Below are 19,558 nucleotides of genomic sequence, written 5' to 3'. Positions count from 1 at the left end.
AAATTAAAATCATACACACGCGAAAAAGCCAGTTTGATTACAATCATAAAAAACGTTTTCGCTGGCAGAACAATTTCGTATTGGTGCGACTTCGCTTAACCTCAAAAATCCATCTTCCAAAATCTTTAGCCGATTTAGAAAACAGAACGATACATTTGCAAAAGAGTTCACTTTATGAAAATCACAGACAACATTCCTGACACCCCCAAACCTTCCAAAAGACTGGATTGGGTCGATCAGGTTAAAGGACTAACCATATTTTTAGTGGTTTACGGCCACAATTTCCCGGTTTACGGCAAACATATCGACAGCTTCCGAATGCCGCTTTTCATAATGGTAGCGGGGTTTTTCCATCCCAGGGTTTCATCGGCCATGAAGCTTAAAAAGAGGTTCAAAACCGTGATGATCCCATACTTTATCTGGAGTTCGCTCCTGTTTCTTTTCTGGCTTGTCATAGGCCGCGATTATGGGGACAGCGCCAAACTCAATTTATCACCGGTCAAAAATTTCATTGGGATTTTTTACTCACAAGGCGATCGCCAGTATATGGATTGGGGCATTCCGCTTTGGTTTCTTCCGAATATCTTTATGACGTTTGTGTTGTTGTATCTGATCCGGAAAATCGAAAACAGAACGATTCAATACATACTCCTGGCTACGATTCCGATTATTGGATTACTGTATCCGCATTTTACGAAAGTCAATCTGCCCTGGAGCCTTAATGTAGCGATGGTCTCTCTTCTGTTTTATGCTTTCGGGAACCATTTTTTCAAATCCATTTCCAATCTGCCGCTGAATAAATCCATTATCCTGATGTTTCTCACCGGAATCCTCAACATCTGGCTGCTCGGCAAGAACTCAAAAATCGAAATGTACCGCGCCAGTTACGGGAACGAATTGTATTTCATCCTGAACGGAATCAGCATTGGGATATTCATCCTGTTGCTTTTCAAGACATTTCCTTATTTCAGGTTCTTTGGATTCATCGGTAAATTTTCAATGACGATCCTCGCCCTACACCTCACGGCACTTACCTTCATTAAATTGGTACTTATGCTCGCCTGCGGACAAACGGAATTCAATTTTTCGGAATGGGAAAAATTCAGTTACACCATCGTCCAGATTGTATTGTTGATTCCGGTTTTCTTCATCATAAACAAATATCTGCCGTTATTAAATGGAGGTTATAAAAAAATATAAGGGCCAGATTTATTTCCATCTCATGCTGAATCTGGCGTGTGCCGCATTCATCACTTTTGCTTCGTTCAGTCATTATCCGCTCCATGATTTCAGGGCATACCTGTTTTACGGGGCACATTTCCTGGCGATACAATGGAGTGTTTTTGGGTTTCTGTATTTCGTAAGTGCCGATAAAAGATTCTTCACCGTATTTTTCCCGATTCTTTTCGTGCTTTTTTCCTCGATCGCATTCTGGGTATACGTTCAGGACATCGCCATTTCTCAGGGCATCGTCCAGGTATCTCTTGAAACAAAACCCGACATTGTTTTCGGGCTCATCAGCTGGCAGTTTTTACTGTATTTTGTTTTATCGGTCATCACTTCCATTATTCTGGTATGGCAACGACGAAAACTTCTGGTCAATGCGTGGAAATCGCCTTTGCTGATTCTTGCCTTGATAGGAATCGCGATTTTTTTTGTAACCGAAAACTACAGAACAGGATCTTTTTCAAGACGACTTCCGTACAATGTTTTTTATGCCTCAACGGAATATTTCCAACAAAACGATTTGGTTTTCAGATCGGTTCCCGCATCGGTCAAAAAAACCACTGATAGCCTGAATGTGATCCTTGTTCTTGGCGAAAGTGTCCGTGCCGATCACCTGCAACTCAACGGATATATCCGGCAAACCACTCCGCTGTTGTCAGCCCGGAAAAACATCATAACTTTTCCGGATGCCTTCACGCCTCTTACCTATACCGGCGCAAGCGTTCCCCAAATCATGACTGACGCCACCTTTTCAGATTCCTTCGACAAACCCAAATATTCATTGATATCGGTATTGAAGCAAGCCGGAATCAGAACCAGCTGGATTGGAAACCAAACCCCGGAAAAAAGCTTCGAAATGTTTCCCAAACAGGCCAGCTTCAGCAAAATCCTCGACCCGATGCATTCTGAGCTGAGTTTCAGGAAAGACTATGATGAAAAACTACTCCCTGTTTTCGACAACGTTTTTTCAACAAAAGGAAATGCATTCACTGCCATCCATCTCATGGGAAGTCATTGGTGGTACGAGACAAGATATCCTTCAGCATTCAGGATTTTTCAACCGGTCATAAACAGTAAAAACGTAACCTCGAATTCGCCTGAACAACTGATTAATTCGTATAACAATACTATTCTTTACATGGACTATGTAGTAGACAAGCTGATTCGGAAAATCGAGGAGAAACCTTCAAATACACTGGTTATATACTTATCAGATCACGGGGAAATGCTTGGCGAAAACAACCAATGGCTGCATGCCCAACCCGGAAAGGGAATTTCAAATCCGGGGTTATTTTTTTGGTATTCGGACGGATTCGGTAAGAAATATCCTCAACTGATAAAAAGACTTGAATCGATCCGCCTGAAACACACGGAGCTGGAATTCTTTTTCCCAACGGTAATCGACCTTTTCGGAATCAAAGGAATTGACAACAAAAAAAGCCTGCTGCACCTGGAAAAAAACATTAATTGATTTCTTGTATTTCGTATGAAGTTCCGTTGATTTCAAAAGTAAAACCAACGGCCTGCGACATCAATTTTGATCCGAGTGGCGAATTTGGAGAAAGTGCCAGAATGGTTGTACCGTCAACCGCAATCTTTGGCAAAGCCAGGCTGACAAAAAATAATATACCGTTTGCTTTTACAAGACTTCCGATTCCAATTCTCGAATGTCCGCTATTGGGATCGATTTTGTCCAGGACTGCTTTCTGTTCCAGACATTCACGAAGCTTAAAACTCAGTTTCTCCTGTTCCAGATGCATCATGGACAAACCAGTTTCATGCTTATCGCCTGCCGATCCTTTGGCGTCGCTCTGTGCATCATCTGCCAACCCGGAAATCATATCGCGAAACACATCGATCTTATCATTGACGAGCTGAAGATAGCGGGCGTGGATTTTTTGTTTGAGCAATTATTAATTGTTAATCGTTAATTCAAGATTAAAAGTCAAACTTATACCCCGCGCCCAGCATCACCTGAAATCCCTGAACCGGATAATTGAGCCACTTTTCATATGACTGCGCCGTGATGTTATTGAACTTCAAAAAGCCGCTCAAACGATCGCTGTGTTTGTAACCGATGTGTGCGTTCAGGTCGAAATATCCGTCTACATCAACAGTCTGATCCATAACGGCACCTCCAAGCTGTGTCATCACATCTTTGCGTTTTCCAACATAAAAAGCCTGCATTCCGGCGAACCATTTTGGTGTGATGTCAACTTCGACTTTACCGGACAGACTCAGCTGTGGCAGGTTCCACGCTTCTTCCTGGTCGTCTGTATCGAATGTTTCGAAACGGGCAGACAATCCGGCGGAAACAGTCTTAGAGAAATCGGCGTTCAAATCTCCCGAAACACCAATCGTGCGTACATCATCATAAACCACATCGAACGAATTCGAGAATTGATACGGCTGATATGACGGCAGTCCGAAAGCCGGCAGCATATTATACCGGAACAAAGCCTTGTCTTTTTCGCCTTTGAAATAACCGCGAACGTCATAACTCACATTCCCGGCAAGCATTCCCTTCAAACCTGCATATCCGTCAATCTGGCGATCTGTAGGCGTGATATTGAGCGTTGGGGAAACATATGGGTTGATCTCAGATAATTTCTGATAGGTATTCTGGTCCATTCCGCCTTGAGCGCCGACATAGAAAACCATCAAATCACCGACGACTTTGAGGCTGGCTTCGGCTTCCGGATACACACGGAAACGGTTCAGGCTGCGTTCGGAATCCATGCTGTACAGTACCGATGCGCCAATATTGATAGTCCAGTCGTCGCGCTGGATCGAAAACGACGGATGGGCGCTGATGTTGAAAATCGTATATGGATTCTTTTCATCGACAAGATAAAAACGGCTGAATTCCCCGTGAAGATAATCGGCTTCGATTCCTAATTTCACGTTGCTTCCACCCACGTCGAATTTGAAATTGGGACGCGCGACCAAATGGTTTTCGGCAGAATCGAACCGATCCCAAAAACGGTCGTAACGGAGTTTCATGCCTTCAAAAAACGAATCGTTCACGCCAATGGTTCCACCAATGTGGGCATTCTGGAAATTGTGCGTCGGATTGAAATTTTCGTAAATTCCGGAACCCGCACCCGTAATCCAATTGGAATCGACACCATACCAATTGAAATTGCGGTGATAGTAACCGGCATCGATCTGGTAATTCATCTCACGCATCTTGTTCAGATAAGCCAGGTCTATGGAATTGGTCATGAATTCGTCGTCTACAAGCGCATCCTTGATACCGCCCTGGGACGAATTATGACGCACCATGGCACTCACGAATCCGTTGTCGCCAAGCTCATGCGTCAGGTATAATTCCGTCGAGATATTGAGGTAATTCCCAATCCCGAACGTCACGTAATTCTGGTACAGTTTCTCACGCGCCGCTTTGTCAACGGCCGCTGCACGTCCTTTGGAAGGCGTAAATGTCGAAGCGACCGGAAACGAGAAAATCTTGTAATTGACCGGTTCTTTTTTCAGGCTTTCCTCATCGTCGAGAACAGGCTCTTCCTTTATTTTATAAGCATCGGACAATGTCGGCGAATACGGCTTGACCACATTCACGACTTCCGACCCAATGTTTTCGTCTTTTTTCTGGGCGATGATAACCGTCGGAAACAATAGTCCGACAAGTAAAATATATCTGGCTTGGAATTTCATACGTTTGGTTTAGGGCTATTGACGGATGGATGAATTGGTCTTGGCTTCTTCGGTACGGATGCGCGTCAGTTCGGTTTGCGCCTCTTCTGTCACATCGGGATAAGCCGTGAAATTCTTGATGACATTGTCCAAGATGTAGGTCGCCTGATAGCTATCCTTTAAATTGTAGAAGTTTTTGGCCATGACGACCAATCCTTTGGCGCCGAAATATTTATAGCTCGAATAGTCTTTCGCCAATTTCTGGACTGCGGCATTTGACAAATCGTATTTTCCTTCCTTGCTTTTGAAATAGGCATCATAGTACAAAGCCTCGGCTGCGAGTTCACCTTTTGCAATGGTCTGTAACGTGGCATAAGCCGATTTGGCCTTCGCTTCGTCACCGGAAAGCCAGGCCGAACGCGCAATAATGATTTGTGCGTCAGATTTTACCTTGTCTTCCGTCTTTGGATTCGCAAGGACTTTCTCGGCATAGATTACGGCATTCGGGAAATCTTTCTGCTCGTAATAGGTTTTCATCAGGTTCGCCTGTGCAAAAGTGATGTTCTGCGGATATTCAGCAGCCGATTCGAGCTTTTTAAGCACAACCACCGTATTCGCAGGATCTTGTTTTTTAAGCGCGATTTCAGACAGGCGCACCAAAGCCTGCTCGGTGAATTCGCCACGTGGTGCATCTGCTACTTTCTGGAAGCTTTTTGCTGCGTTGTCGATCGCATTTTGTTTGAAGTACAATTGCCCCAGATAGAAATTCGCTTTGACCGAATGCAATCCGTTCGGGAACTGGGAAACGTACGCTGCAAGTTGTGTCGTTGCAGCCTTTTCATTATTCTGCTGATACTGCTTTTCAGCCGCTTCGAAACTGTCGTTATCCAATTCGGCATCGGACACTTCCACAAAACTGAGTCCACGAACCCAGGCTGCATATTCACTCACGCGTCCGCTATCGACATAAATCAATCGTGCCGTTGCAACGGCTTCCTGAGCTTCGGCTGAATTCGGGTAATCGGCAGCGACTTTCTTGAATTTGAGAAGCGCCTGCTCGTCATTGTCGTTGTTGTAATAGACCAATCCCTGACGCAATACGGCTTTGGCATTGTAATTCCCGGTCGGATAATCACGCAGCAATTCATCGTAAGCGGCAACGGCGAGTTGGGTTTTCTTTTCGGACACATAGGTATTTCCAAGCTCGAACAACGCATCGTCACGGTATTGTGATTTCGGATACGTAGCCTCGAATTTCTTCAGGTCTTCGATTTTCTTGTCGTTCTTACTGACGAATCCGTATGAAATCGCTTTCTGATACGCGGCATAATCGACATCGGAACCACCACCTTCGATTACCTTGTTATAGGCATCCATGGCCGGCCAGTATTTTGCGGTCACGAAACGGCAATCAGCCAAACGTAGCCACGCATCTGCCGAACGCTTTTTATCGCCTTTACCGGCAGTCGTATACGCTTCAAAGGCAGTCGCGGCCGCATCGTATTCCTTCAGTTTGAAAGCCGCGTAACCTATATTGTACTGCAGGTTTTTGAATTCAGGTGTAGCCGAAGCCTGACCTGAAACGCTGAAATCCTTGAATCCGGATTGTGCCGATTTGAAATCACCTAATGTAAACTGTGTTTCCGCCTTCCAGAACGTAGCTCTTGCGGTGTATAATCCGTTTTTAGGTTCGGATAACGATTTGCTGAACAACGCCAAAGCTTCATCGTATTTCCCATCCGTGTATAATTCAAGACCCCGATAAAACGTCACTTTTTGATAGGCTTCACGGTTCGAACCTTTGTTCTTTTCGAGCAACGCCAAAGCACCTTGGTAGTTTTTACTCGTGATGTAGGAATTAATCAGCAAACCTTCGAGTTCCGGTCTTGCGGCAGACTGCGGATATTTATCGAGGAACGCCTGCAAAACCTCAGGAACCGATTGATACGAGTTCCCGATGTCGTAACTGACGCGGGCGTAATTGAGGGCGGCATCTTCGGCAATCCTTGCATCGAACGGCATTTCGGAAGCATTCTTGAACGCATTCAGTGCTTGCTGCTTATTATTGGTTTTCAGATAACTTTCCCCTAAATGATAGTACGCATTCTGGGCAACCGAATCTTTTCCGTCGATGATCTTATTGAACTGGGCAATCGCGTTGGTATAATCTCCTTGCTTGTAGTACGCATAGCCAAGCTGATAGAAATCGGTGTTGTTCCACTTCCCTTTCTTGCCTTTGTATTCTTTGAGATACGGAAGCGCCTTGTCGTATTCGCCAAGGTTGAAATAGCTTTCGCCGATGATTTTATTCAGTTCCGATTTTTCCATGGCGTTCGATTTGGCCATAGCCGCTTCACCCGTCTTGATGGCTTCTTTGAACTTGCCGAGCTTGAAGTTCATATCGGCCTGGAAATACGATAGTTTTTCCTTATACTTTTCTTCGCCCGAAACTTCATCGAAATACTTACTGGCTTCTTTGTAATCGTCGGTTTCATAAGCCATAAAACCCATGTAGTATTTGGCCTGAGAACCGAATTCCTGAGAATTGACAACCTGGCCCAGATAATCGTTCGCTTCTTTTTTTCGACCGGTGCTGAAATACGCATATCCTTTCTGGAACAGATACTCATCGCGCTCTTTTCCGGAAAGTGATTTCTCATCTACCTTTTCAAACCATTCAAGTGCCTGCGGATATTTTCCCTGCTGGAAATAATAGCGCGCGACCTCGGAATAAGCTATGGGTTGCTTGCTGCTCGCCGGATAATCTGCTATGAAAGATTCCATCTGTTCGTCCGCTCCGGGTTGTTCGAGACGGATGGCGCAGGTGGCGCTGTAATAGGCGCAATCGGCTTTTAGGTCTTGTTTGGTATTTTCTGCGGCTACTTTGTCAAAGATGAGTTGTGCCGACAAATACTGGCTGTTGCGGTAAAGCGACAAGGCTTCATCGAACTCTTTGAGCTTGTAGGTATTGATTTCTGATTGCTGGGCCGATAGAGTCAGGACGCCCGATAAGAAGAGCAATCCGGCCAGCCGGTTTCTTTTACGCATTCCAAAATATTTGATTCGTAAAGTTACCCCATCGTACTTTGGTTAACGGGTGGCTGTTTGGTTTTATTATACACAAGGTTTTTAACAGTTGGGATTATCTAACTGATTTTACACTGTGTGAAATGTCAACATACCCATTATTAAGTATTTTTAGTATAGTCTTTTTTTGATATTTATTTTTTCATTAGTTTGCCATAATGCTTAAAACCAGTAAAAAGTTGCTGGCCGGCAGAAATCAAAAACCATTAAAAACTCCAAACCAAAATGAAAAAAATTGCCTTTTTACTTGGCTTCGTTGCCATTTCACTGACTTCGTGTTCTTCTGATGATTCAGGTTCATCTACAGACGATGGATCAGATGACGTCCTGATCAAAAAAATTGTTTACACAGATGACACCGACGATTTCACCCAGGTAATCCAGTACACGTACAGCGGAAACAAAATTGTTCAGGCGACATACGACGACGGCAGCGTGGATACATACACCTATTCCGGGGATCTTATTACGCAAATAGACCAGACCATGGGCTCGCAGCTATTATATCGAGATTCGTTCACCTATGACGGCAATGGCCGCCTGACGCTTTATGTTTCCCAGGACATTGAAGATGAATGGGAAGAAACGGAAAGCTTTGTTTATAATTCAGACGGAACGGTGACTTCTAATTATGACGGCCTCATCAGCACATTGCATTTCGAGAATGACGAAGTCACACAAATGGTCCAGACCGGCTTCGATACCTACACATACACCTATGACGGAAAGAACAGCCCGTTCAAAAACGTTACAGGCTATAGCAAAATTGCCTTCGCAAACCATGGCGACCACGAATTTTTCGGGGCCAAACAGAACATCATTTCAATCCATGACGATACGAACGACATTGACTACATGACCAATACGCTGACTTACAATGCCAATAATTATCCGACATCTTCTACGTCTGTGGCTATATTCGATTCAGAAGGAACCTATACGGCGAATGTGCAATATACCTATTATTGATACTCTGGTACATAGAATAACCGATCCCCGAAACCATCAGAAGGCTTCGGGGATTTTTTTGTTGGCAGCCGCCAGGGATTTTTTATTGCTAATCACCCTTAATTCGCTTCGCTCGGTTCGGCGAAAAAAGTTCGTCCCGGATGTTAATTATTAATTACTTTTACGCTCAAATTTTCTCCCATGTCTGACACTGTCGTTTCCCTTTCCAATGTCAATATCTATCAGGATGAGCACGCAATCCTTACCAATGTGAACCTCGACGTGCGTCCGGGTGAGTTCATTTACATCATTGGAAAAACCGGAACAGGAAAGAGTTCGTTCATGAAGACGCTTTACGCCGATCTCAAACTGCGTGAAGGCCAAGCCGAAGTGGTAGGTTATGACCTGGCCAAGCTCAAAGAATCCCAGATTCCGTTTTTGAGAAGAAAGATTGGGATTGTGTTCCAGGATTTCAGATTGTTGCCGGACAGAAGCATCAATGACAACATGGAATTCGTGCTTCGGGCTACAGGCTGGAAGGACAAAAAGGAAATGCAGGACAAAATCGACGAGGTATTGAACCGCGTGGGCATGGGCGGAAAAGCGAATAAAATGCCGCACCGTTTATCCGGAGGCGAGCAACAACGCGTAGCCATCGCACGTGCGCTTCTCAACGATCCGGAATTGATACTTGCCGACGAGCCTACCGGAAACCTTGACCCGCAAACGAGTGTTGAAGTCATGGAAGTACTGCGTAAGATCAATACCAGTGGACGCGCCGTCATTATGGCGACACACGATTATGCGTTGCTCCTGAAATTCCCGTCAAAGACGTTGAAATGCGACAATAACTCTATTTTCGAGGTCGTACAACGAAGCGTCTAATCTTTCTTTTTATAGACATGCGGATTTTCGCGTATCCCTTTTTTGAATAACGTCCGGAGTTTCATCCTCAGGAAAGCATCTACTCTTAAAACAGCATCGGTGAATTTATTTTCCGGACGGCCGCGGAATGAGGTTACGTGAAAACTGTCAGTAGGTTGCAACGGCTCTTGTGAAAAATAATAATTCGAAACGCAACACCTCAAACCATCGTATTTTACAGGCGAAACCGAATGAAGTGAAGCGTTATGCGTAGCCATCACCGCGAGTCTGTTGAATTTACTGTGAATGGTGATTTGCGGTTCGTCCATGCCATTTGGCCACAATTCAAGGTTCGCTCCATAATCAAGTTCCCAATCCAGGGTCACATAATACAGCAGGTTGAGTACACGCCACAATTCGCGGTCTTTGTCATGTGAATTATCAAGGTGCGGATTCAGGAACTGCCCTTTTCCCATGGCAGAAATTCCTCCGGCATAGAGGTTTTCATCAGGAGTGATCGCTTTTAAATTACAAATACGCGATACCACTTCAACAATTCGTTCATCCTGAAACGCATAAATGGCTTCTTCAAGCAACGGATTGTATTGATCCATTTGGGCTGCTACATATTTGTCTTCGCGCAGGCTTTTTTTATGGACCATTTGGGAAGCGTCCGGAAAAGCACGGAATATCCGGACTGCGATTTCTTCTGGCAGTAAATCGTCTATAAAAAAGTATCCTATTTTTTCTGAGCTTTGCCTGTATTGTATTCGCGACTGATTTTCGGTCAGAAGCATCTTTTCCAAAATGATATCGGCGAGCGCCTTGCGGTTCAGTTCCATATTATTCATTTATTATGGCGGCCAGTTTTTTTGCATTTTCGACATCAGACAATACCTTTTCGAGCACGGCTTTTCTTTCTTCGTAATCCTCAAAAGGTTGTTCCCAGAGTTCTTTGACTTTTTCCAGATACTGTGCTTTGTTATTTGCCACATGGCATAATCTGACCAGTTCCGGATCGTCGATCATATTTTCGTTTATCAGACAATGCCGACTGTTGAACAAGCCGTTGACTACTTTTAATTTCGATCCTGATTTCTGGAACGAAAACATAACGTTTATATGTGCCGATGCCAGTAATTGCTGTAATTCCGGATAACTTTGGGTCTTTACAAAAGTAATTTTTTTGCTCTTGCCGATACGTTGCTTTATATCTTCTTCCCCACCCGATCCCGTAATGATCAATGGAAAATCCGTTTCCGTGAATACATCTATGATAAAAGCAGCTGCACGTCTGTTGTCCGGCGTATTGAAATCGGCGGCATAAATGGCGAATTCTCCGGAACCGGAAAGCTCAAGGACTTTTTCGTTTCCGTGAAAGAGTGGAATATAGTGCGACTTTCCGATCAGATTCTGAACATGCTGGTTTTCATATCTCGACAATGTAACCACAGCATCAAATTCTGAAATGACGGGCTCATATTTTTCATACTTCAAACCCTCAAACCAATAGGCAAGCTTTTTAAAAACATTGGTTTCACTTTTGGCAATACCAAAAAAATAATCCTGTTCAATATTTTGGAGACGCAGGATTTTTTTTTGTACCGATGCTAATTGATTGACGGCCGTTGGTTTAAGACCTTCGAATAAAATGGGCGCGCAGGTTTTTTCGAGGTTACTTTTTAAATCCGGATGCCTGCGCAACATGACCGAATAGGGTTTGGCAGATAAAAAGTCAAATAGGTTACGACGTTTACGATAAAAGAAAACCTGATCTGTCACTTCCGACAATTCAGCCGGGACTGAATCGGGAATATCGGCCACGAAACAATGAAGCTGGATTCGATAACCGATTTTATGCAATGCCCGAACCTTGTAATATACATCGATCACACCTCCATAAACTGGCGGAAACGGATTATCGAAACTTACAATATGTAACGGACCTCGCATAAACACAGCCAAAGTTAGCACATTTAGGCCGTGTTCAGAAAATAAAGTATTTTTGGAAACCTAAGTTTTAAGCCTGTCTATGATTCCTGAGGTTTCCATCATTATGCCTTTGTACAACAAGCAGAACCATGTGTTCCAAACGTTGCACTGCGCATTGGAGCAGACTTTCAGTGATTTTGAACTGATTGTCATAAACGATGGTTCTACAGATGAAAGCGAAGCCGAAGTGTTGAGAATAACGGACAACCGCATCCGATATTTCAAAACGGAGAACCAAGGTGTTTCCGCCGCACGGAATCTTGGGATTTCCAAAGCATCATCTAACCTCATCGCTTTTTTGGATGCCGACGATTTCTGGTTTCCGGATCATCTGGAACATTTGGTTCAACTCCATAACGACTTTCCCCAAGCCGGAATCCTGGCCGCGAATTATCAGCTGTATTACAGTGAAAAGGAAACGATTGACATCACGCTGGTCGGGCTTCCCGATTTTCCGTGGCGAGGAATCGTTCCGGATTATTTCGCTTCGAGTTATGTGGATCGCATTGCATGGACATCGGCTATCGCAATTCCCAAAAAGGTATTGGAAGATGTTGGCAATTTCAGCGAAGCCATTACGTTAGGCGCCGGCGAAGATCTGGATTTATGGATTCGGGTTGCACTCAAATATCAGGTCGCTTTTGACAGTAAAGTGACTGCACAGCACAATTTATCGGCAGACAATCGCATTTCGCTGACGCAGACCAAACACCGGAAATTTGCAACGCTCGATGGTTTTTTGGCAGAAGAAGCCAAAAACAAATCGCTCAAAAAGTTCCTCGACCTCTATCGGGCGGAATTTGCGCTCAAGATGAAAATTGCTGGTGACGACCGGTATTCATTATACAGAAAAGCCATTGCCGAAGAAAACCTGTCGGCCAAAACCAAATTCCTGCTTTCGCTTCCAACAACCATTTTGCAGTTGTTGTACCGGTTCAAAAAAGTGCTTGAAAAAAGAAAGATCCGGCTATCGGCCTATCACTGAGCGCGGCTTGATTCTATAAAAGAATCGAAATCGCGAATATAGTCGGACTCATCGAATTCACCCGAAGAAATCACCATACACACGCTTCCGGATGAAAAATTCTCAAGTTCGCGCCACGTTTGTTTGGGCACGAGCAATCCGGTATCTGGTTTATTGAGAGTAATTCTGTGTTGCTTCAATCCGTCGTGCAAAATCACATCGAAACTGCCTGAAAGTGCGAGCAGCAACTCTTCCTGTTCGATGTGTGAATGGCCGCCGCGCTTGGCTCCGCTGGGAACATCGAACAAATAATAGACACGTTTAAGGGCAAAGGGAATCGTATTTCCTTCCACAATACCAAGGTTGCCGCGATGATCGCGTACCACGGGTATTTGTATAAGTTCAATCTGCATGCGGGTTTGTTTAATCGGCTCTTGCCTGGGTTGGCAAAGTACGTCAATTATTCGGCTGGTTCGACACGAAATAGTGTAAGCCATTGTTGTATTATGGCATTCGGCTCAAAACGTTCCACACTTTGTTGGGCATTCACTTTACAGTTGTCATGCAATTGCCTGTCAGAAATGAATCTGTCCATAGCCATTGAAAGGGCCTCGAAATCCTGGTCTTTTACAAGCAATCCGTTGTGTTCGTGCGTTATGATTTCAGAGGGTCCCGAAAAGCAATCGAAAGAAACAACGGGCGTTCCAACGGCAAGGCTTTCGAGAAGCGCGTTCGGGAAACCTTCATAGGCACTTGACAATACAGTGAACTTCGCTTTTCTATAATACGGGAACGGATTCGATTGTTGGCCTTTAAGAATTACAGATTCCGTAAGGTTATTGTCGCGAATGATTGTTTCAAGTTCTTCACGCATCCAGCCATCGCCTACTATGAGAAGCTTGATATTTTCTTTGGGCAGACTGGAATTTTTATACGAAAGGATCAGCTTGTCGAATTGCTTCACGCGTTCGTTGAGCCGGCCTACGGCAAGTATATAGTTGTCTTCCGATGGTACAAATGCATCGCTTTCCTTTTGCAGCCTGTCGATTTCAACCGGATTGTAGAATGTGGTCACTTTTGATTTGAGTATTTCTTGCAATCGGCCCGAAATCGCTTTGCTGACGCCGATAATGCGAAATGCCTTGTCATAAACCAATCGGTGTATAAGGCTTTTTGGCCCGACGTAATTTTCCACTTTGCCACTATGGACGGTGTAAATAACCGGCACATTATAGGCCACATAAAACATCAGCAATTCATTGATGCCGCTAACGCGGTACCTGAAATCTATGATATAATCAAAATGGTTCTGGTCGAAGAATTTTTTGAGTTCAAGCACTTTTTTGAACCGGTGCCATTTGTTTCCGTCCTTCATCTGGCCCAAATCGAGAAGCTTTCCGGAAAACGGATAGGAAACACCGTCGTACAGAATCACATTATGGACTGTCACGCTGTATCTATGGAACAATTGCGAAAGCACTGCATGAACCCTTTCTGCCCCGCCACCGGCAAGCGTATCGCCAACCAGTGCAATTTTGAGGGGTTTTGTTTCGGGTTTGGTCATGCAAATGGTTATTTTCGCATCAAAGGTAAACACATTCATGCGAATATTGCTCGTGGGCGAATACAGTCGGTTGCACAATTCCCTGAAAGAAGGCTTGATCCGGCTTGGCCATGAAGTGACTTTAGTGAGTAGCGGTGACGGATTTAAAGGTTATCCGTCTGATTACAGTTTTGGGAATTCGTTTACACAGACGAACTTCGGACGTATTTCAGAGCGCGTTTTAAGACGATTGTTCGGATACGACCTTAACCGGTTCGAACGTGGTTTCCGATTTAAAAAAATCCTCAAAAACCTAAAAGGATATGATGTGGTCCAGTTGATAAACGAAGCGACCATAAACACTTTTCCGGATCTTGAACTGAAATTGCTCAAACAGCTATCGGCTCAAAACAAAAAAATGTTCCTGCTTTGTTCCGGTGCCGATTATATGACGGTGAGCTTCCTTATGAAACGGACACTTCCCTACTCCATGCTCGATCCGTATTTTGAAAATCCGGAAAAATTGAAGCATCAGTTTGAATATGTATTCAACTTCCTGTCATCTGACCATAAAAAAATCCACGATTACTTATACCAAAACGTGAATGGTGTGATTGCCACAGATCTTGATTACGTGTATCCGCTCAAAGGAAACCCAGAATTCATAGGTTTGATCCCGAATCCGGTCAATCTTGAAAAAATAGATTTCAAGCCGATTGAAATAGTTGGGAAAGTCGTGATTTTCCTCGGAATCAACCGACATACGTATTACGCCAAAGGCATTCCGTATTTTGAACTGGCGCTGGCCGAAATCAAATATGCATACGCCGATAAAGTCGAAATTGTCGTGGTTGAAAATATGCCATATGCCGACTATATCAAAGCCTATGACCGTGCCCATATTTTACTCGATCAGGTATATTCGACAGATCAGGGTTATAATGCGCTTGAGGCCATGGCGGCAGGGAAAGTAGTTTTTACGGGCGGCGGATCGGAATTCATGGAGCAATTCGGGTTGAATGAACGCGTGGTAATAGATGCCGCACCAAATGTGGAAACACTGGTATCTGAACTTCAAAAACTTATTGAGAATCCGGGTGAAATTACAGCGATTGGAAAACGGGCGCGTTCCTTTGTTGAAAAAGAACACGACCTGGAACAAATCGCTTTGCGCTATCTTGGAACCTGGAAATCGCATTGATCCTTTTATGGCTTCGCATCCCGAATCGAAGTTGTTCGGAACAGAAGAATCAAAGCTATTTCGGGATTGAAAATCAAATACATTTATCGAACGCGACGCGCCATAATCAGGCCACTTAAACTACTTCTTTTTGGAATACGGACTTTATAGTAACCGGAAAATGCCAAACCATAATAAGTAAAGCGACAACATTTGCAAAGAAATATGCCATTACAGCCGCTTCTGCCTCATACCTTGAAACCAGCTCATAAGAAAGCAACAGATAGATAACATTAAACCCAATTTCGATGCTGCAATACCGCCACACCTGTTGTTTGACCAATAACCTGAAACCAAAAGCCAGGTAAAGAATCCTGAGAAAATCACCGGCAAGCTGCCATTTTATCAAATCGGCCACAGGTGAGAATTCTGCCGAAAAAACCAAATGGATAACCAAATTACGCAGTGCATAAAGGGACACGATAAGTACAAGCGAAAGCGGAACAAGTATTTTGTAATAGGTCCTGATTTCGGCAACGAATTCCTGTTCACTCTGGCTTGAAGCCAATTTGGGCATGTAATACAGTGTCAGCCCCGAATTGATGAACGTCATCAAAAATCCGGAAAAACGATTTGCCGCATCCCAAATCCCGGCTTGTGACAAACCCGAATCAGCTATAAGAATGTTGCGGATAAGTAATAATGTACCTTGTCCGACAACCGCCGAAACAATCGCCATGATCGCGAATTTCCGTATGTTGTTCAAATACGTTCCGTCAATCCCAAATTGCAGCTTCCAATCGAATTGCCGGATGTCTTTGACAAGGTAAACAGATGTAACGCCAACAATCAGCACTTCGCCTATTGCCAAAGAAACCAAACCTCCATCTATACCGAATTTCCATATGCCAATGCCCGAAACCGCAAAGACCAGTATCGAAGAGATGGTTTGTATGTAGATGATTTTCCGGAAAAGACTGAATCCGTTGTAAATGGCGAGCCAGAAAATAGTAAGGACCACAAGCGGCAATAACAACAAAAATAACCGCAATGGGTTGACATAATCAATGGTGTAGAACAGAAATTGCGACAGTGCGTTGCAAAAGAATAATCCTATTCCTGAAAGCACGACCGACGCAATTGCCAAGAGCCAGAAAAAGGTAGAATAAATAGCCGAAAGTGCCTTGGGATTTTCCTTATTTTCAATAATCAGCGTAATCACCGCACTGCTTATTCCCATAGTGCAAAGCCCTTTGACCATGGCGATAAAGTTTCGGAAACTGCCAATCAAAGCCATTCCCGATGCACCAAGGAAAACCGATATTATTTTAGCCGATGCAAAACCAAGCACAAAATTGATCCCTACAGAAATGGAATTCAACGAAAGGACGCGGACGAGCTTGTTCTGCTTAAGCCGGCCTATCATAACATCCGGATTATTTGGGCCGGATTTCCAGCTGCCACAGCATTATCCGGAATACTTTTGGTCACTACGGAACCGGCACCGATAATGGAATTCATGCCAATTTCAACACCTTTCAGAATGGTTACGTTATCGCCGATAAAAACATTTTCTCCTATGCAGACCTGCTTGCTTCGTGGGATTTCAGTTCTTTTTGCCGGATCAGCCTCGTGCCCGTCATTATCCATGATATAGCAATTGTATCCTATGAGAACGTGGTCTGCAATGGTAATCCTGGAAAAAGACACACATTTGAAACAATTGTTGATGCTTACATTGTTGCCAATTTCTATGCGACTGTCAACATTTCGGGCTTCGAGATACGCATAATCCGAGTAATAGGCAGGAGATGAAATGACCCCGATTTGAACATTTTCGCCAAATTTGATATGCCCTTTCCCGGTAAGCAAGGTGGGCTGGTATTGCATGGTTTTGCCGGATACATTTTTACAATCAGACAGTACTTTATACTTGAGGTTCCTTAATCGGATAATGATATGGGTCAGGATTGAGGCCATCAGGCAAATTCATTTAGGGTTCGGATCACTTTTTCAACAGCTTCGGTTGACAACACAGCACTTATAGGCAAGCTCAGAATTTCGTCATGAATTTTTTCTGTGATGGGGAATGAAAATCCAGACCATTCACTATATGCGACCTGACGATGCGGCGCAACCGGATAATGTACCATCGATTGTACGCCGTTGTCAGACAAATGCTGCATTAACGACTGTCTTTCTTTACAAAAAACTACGAACAAATGAAACGCATTTTCACCTGTCGCACCAAAGTCCGGAACCCGAATCGTGGGATTTTTTATCCCTGACCGATATAAAGTCGCTATTTCTTCCCGACGCTTATTATCCGAATCCAGGAAAGGCAGTTTCACATTGAGGAAAGCAGCCTGCAGTTCATCGAGGCGTGAATTGATGCCTTTGAAATCGTGGATGTATTTTTTCTCGGTTCCATAATTCCTGAGTTTGACCAGCACATTGAAAAGTGATTCATCATTCGTCGTGATCGCTCCCGCATCGCCAATGGCTCCGAGGTTTTTTGTGGGATAAAAACTAAAACCGGCAGCATCTGAAAGATTTCCGGCTTTTTTTACGTGTCCGCCAAAAACCGTTTGCGCCCCGTGTGACTGGGCCGCGTCTTCAATAAGCAACAGGTTGTTTTGTTTGCAGATGGCATCCAATTCATCCATCAGCGCCAATCTTCCGTATAAATGGACCGCAAGTACGGCACGGGTTTTTGGGGTAATTGCTTTTTTCACCTCGACCGGGTCAATATTACAGGTCAATGCATCCGGCTCAACAGGAACAGGAACCAAACCCGCATGTGAAACGGCAAGAATACTGGCAATGTAGGTATTTGCGGGAACGATTACCTCATCCCCGGATTTTAATTTACCAAGTTCCATGTAACCCTTGAAAATAAGGATCAACGCATCGAGGCCGTTAGCAACGCCAAGGCAATAGCTGGTTCCGCAGTAGTTTGCGTATGATTTTTCAAATAGAGAAACTTCATTGCCCAAAATCGTCTGTCCGGAATCAAGTACCGATTGCAGTTTTCCGGCAAAAGCATCACGGAACCTGTCGTTCGATTTTTTAAGGTCGTTGAACGGAATCATAGCAAAACGGTTTTGAAACGTTCGTGTTTTGATGTATCGACTTTGTAAAAACGCTGCGTTATGGTTCTCGCCCCGAAACTTTCTTTCCAGAACAACAAACCTTCGTTCAGGTTCAATCCCTGGTTCGTATTCGATGTCCCGAAGTCGAAATATCGTTTTCCGCTAAAGGTTTCCATGATCAGCTGGTAATGTAAAAAGTCAAGTGCACCGTGTTCGCTTCGGTTTTCATCGGCGGAAATATATTGCATATGGGCCGTGGTTTCGGTTTCAAAAACAATGCAGCCGGCCACTGGTTTTCCTTCCTGCAAGGCCGAAAAATAGCGGATTTTATCCGGAAATCTTGATTTGAGCAACTGCATTTCTTCAAGTGAATGTACCGGACTTGCGGCATGCCTTGCGGCGAGATTCGGAATCAGGAGTTGGTTCCAGAATTCATCGAGTTTATCAGATTCTATGAGTTGTATGCCAAGTGACACGGCTTTTTTGACACCGCTCATCCTGTTAGAAGCTACGGGCAATGGGTTGGATTTGTCGATGACCGAAAGCGTATCACATCGGGTCAATTCCGCTTCGGCCAAAAACAAGGCATAGGAGATTTCGTCGGAAGGAACCTGATGATAAATCTCAGGAATTTCCTTTATGGATAAAGCCTGAATATCGTTTTGGTGCAGATAGCTTAGCGTCGCCTGGAAAATCCCGAGAAAATTGGGGAGCTTGACACCAATGCCGTATATAAATCCGCCATAAGACAAGCCCCAATGCGAGTACAAACCGTCTTTTTCAAGATTCGCCGGAAGCAACGCAACGAGTTTACCATCTTCAAAAACCAATAGCGAATGATCTTCAAAACGATCCTTGTGATAATCCATGTAAGCACGTTCAAACAGGAAAGTACCGTTCCGGGATTGCTTTACAAGGGCGTCCCAACGGGCGGAATCTGTTTTTTCGTAACGCTTTACGGAATAGATCTTCACAAAGGTTGATTTGATGGTTTGCTGATTTGTGGA

General features: G+C 44.1%; 17 protein-coding genes. 6 read left to right on the top strand and 11 right to left on the bottom strand.

Features of this window, described 5'->3' with window-relative positions; genetic code table 11:
* The first annotated feature begins 174 nt into the window (after window positions 1-174).
* Window positions 175-1,200 (top strand): acyltransferase family protein, encoded by a 1,026-nt coding sequence (locus G6047_RS01385; protein WP_169525678.1) that lies wholly within the window; start codon window positions 175-177, stop codon window positions 1,198-1,200.
* A complete protein-coding gene (locus G6047_RS01380) occupies window positions 1,178-2,698 on the top strand; it encodes a phosphoethanolamine transferase (protein WP_169525677.1) in 1,521 nt (506 codons plus the stop codon). Before G6047_RS01385 ends, G6047_RS01380 begins: the two co-directional genes overlap by 23 nt.
* Here G6047_RS01380 and G6047_RS01375 read toward each other — a convergent pair.
* Genes G6047_RS01375 through G6047_RS01365 form a run of 3 tightly spaced genes read right to left on the bottom strand, consistent with a single transcriptional unit; the run spans window position 2,691 to window position 7,929 of the window.
* Window positions 2,691-3,137 (bottom strand): hypothetical protein, encoded by a 447-nt coding sequence (locus G6047_RS01375; protein ID WP_169525676.1) that lies wholly within the window; start codon window positions 3,135-3,137, stop codon window positions 2,691-2,693. The two genes, G6047_RS01380 and G6047_RS01375, sit on opposite strands and share 8 nt — an antisense overlap.
* 28 nt (window positions 3,138-3,165) lie before the next feature.
* A complete protein-coding gene (locus G6047_RS01370; RefSeq protein ID WP_169525675.1) occupies window positions 3,166-4,902 on the bottom strand; it encodes a TonB-dependent receptor in 1,737 nt (578 codons plus the stop codon).
* A 15-nt stretch (window positions 4,903-4,917) separates the two neighbouring features.
* The gene (locus G6047_RS01365) at window positions 4,918-7,929 is read right to left on the bottom strand and encodes a tetratricopeptide repeat protein (protein ID WP_169525674.1); all 3,012 of its coding nucleotides are present in this window, start codon (window positions 7,927-7,929) and stop codon (window positions 4,918-4,920) included.
* A gap of 264 nt (window positions 7,930-8,193) precedes the next feature.
* On the opposite strand from G6047_RS01365, the gene G6047_RS01360 reads away from it, so the two are divergent.
* Window positions 8,194-8,937 carry a hypothetical protein gene (locus G6047_RS01360; protein WP_169525673.1) on the top strand — a complete coding sequence of 248 codons (744 nt, stop codon included), beginning with the start codon at window positions 8,194-8,196 and terminating at the stop codon, window positions 8,935-8,937.
* A gap of 180 nt (window positions 8,938-9,117) precedes the next feature.
* Window positions 9,118-9,801: a cell division ATP-binding protein FtsE gene (locus G6047_RS01355; RefSeq protein ID WP_169525672.1), complete on the top strand. Its 684-nt coding sequence runs from the start codon at window positions 9,118-9,120 to the stop codon at window positions 9,799-9,801.
* On the opposite strand, the gene G6047_RS01350 is transcribed toward G6047_RS01355, so the two are convergent.
* The gene (locus tag G6047_RS01350; RefSeq protein ID WP_211165354.1) at window positions 9,798-10,622 is read right to left on the bottom strand and encodes a 2OG-Fe(II) oxygenase; all 825 of its coding nucleotides are present in this window, start codon (window positions 10,620-10,622) and stop codon (window positions 9,798-9,800) included. The two genes, G6047_RS01355 and G6047_RS01350, sit on opposite strands and share 4 nt — an antisense overlap.
* 1 nt (window position 10,623) lies before the next feature.
* The gene (locus tag G6047_RS01345) at window positions 10,624-11,733 is read right to left on the bottom strand and encodes a glycosyltransferase family protein (protein WP_169525671.1); all 1,110 of its coding nucleotides are present in this window, start codon (window positions 11,731-11,733) and stop codon (window positions 10,624-10,626) included.
* 79 nt (window positions 11,734-11,812) lie between these two features.
* On the opposite strand from G6047_RS01345, the gene G6047_RS01340 reads away from it, so the two are divergent.
* Window positions 11,813-12,757, top strand: a complete 945-nt coding sequence (locus G6047_RS01340) for a glycosyltransferase family 2 protein (RefSeq protein ID WP_169525670.1) — start codon at window positions 11,813-11,815, stop codon at window positions 12,755-12,757.
* Here G6047_RS01340 and G6047_RS01335 read toward each other — a convergent pair.
* Together G6047_RS01335 and G6047_RS01330 are read right to left on the bottom strand one after the other, a co-directional pair.
* Entirely contained in the window at window positions 12,751-13,149 is a 399-nt protein-coding gene (locus G6047_RS01335) for a sugar 3,4-ketoisomerase (RefSeq protein WP_169525669.1), read from the bottom strand. The two genes, G6047_RS01340 and G6047_RS01335, sit on opposite strands and share 7 nt — an antisense overlap.
* Before the next feature lie 47 nt (window positions 13,150-13,196).
* Window positions 13,197-14,300, bottom strand: coding sequence for a glycosyltransferase (locus tag G6047_RS01330; RefSeq protein ID WP_169525668.1), 1,104 nt, complete (start codon window positions 14,298-14,300; stop codon window positions 13,197-13,199).
* Between the two features lie 37 nt (window positions 14,301-14,337).
* Between G6047_RS01330 and G6047_RS01325 the strand changes: the two genes are divergently transcribed.
* Complete coding sequence (locus G6047_RS01325) at window positions 14,338-15,480, top strand: glycosyltransferase family protein (RefSeq protein ID WP_169525661.1); 1,143 nt, start codon at window positions 14,338-14,340, stop codon at window positions 15,478-15,480.
* Window positions 15,481-15,595: 115 nt separating this feature from the next.
* Here the strand turns inward: G6047_RS01325 and G6047_RS01320 are convergent, their stop codons facing one another.
* From G6047_RS01320 to G6047_RS16895, 4 genes are read right to left on the bottom strand one after another with little or no spacing between them, the layout of a single operon-like run.
* The gene (locus G6047_RS01320; protein WP_169525659.1) at window positions 15,596-16,885 is read right to left on the bottom strand and encodes an O-antigen translocase; all 1,290 of its coding nucleotides are present in this window, start codon (window positions 16,883-16,885) and stop codon (window positions 15,596-15,598) included.
* Window positions 16,882-17,439: an acyltransferase gene (locus G6047_RS01315; protein ID WP_169525657.1), complete on the bottom strand. Its 558-nt coding sequence runs from the start codon at window positions 17,437-17,439 to the stop codon at window positions 16,882-16,884. Before G6047_RS01315 ends, G6047_RS01320 begins: the two co-directional genes overlap by 4 nt.
* On the bottom strand, window positions 17,439-18,551 hold the full coding sequence (locus G6047_RS01310) for a DegT/DnrJ/EryC1/StrS family aminotransferase (RefSeq protein ID WP_169525655.1): 1,113 nt from the start codon (window positions 18,549-18,551) through the stop codon (window positions 17,439-17,441). The genes G6047_RS01315 and G6047_RS01310 overlap by 1 nt, the downstream gene beginning before the upstream one ends.
* A complete protein-coding gene (locus G6047_RS16895; RefSeq protein WP_317168261.1) occupies window positions 18,548-19,525 on the bottom strand; it encodes a GNAT family N-acetyltransferase in 978 nt (325 codons plus the stop codon). The genes G6047_RS01310 and G6047_RS16895 overlap by 4 nt, the downstream gene beginning before the upstream one ends.
* Window positions 19,526-19,558 lie beyond the last annotated feature (33 nt).

Source organism: Flavobacterium silvaticum, from assembly GCF_012911565.1.
In the GTDB taxonomy this organism is placed as follows: Bacteria; Bacteroidota; Bacteroidia; order Flavobacteriales; family Flavobacteriaceae; genus Flavobacterium; species Flavobacterium silvaticum.
The sequence above is the reverse complement of the archived record's forward strand: the minus strand, read 5'-3'. Positions and strand labels throughout refer to the sequence as shown.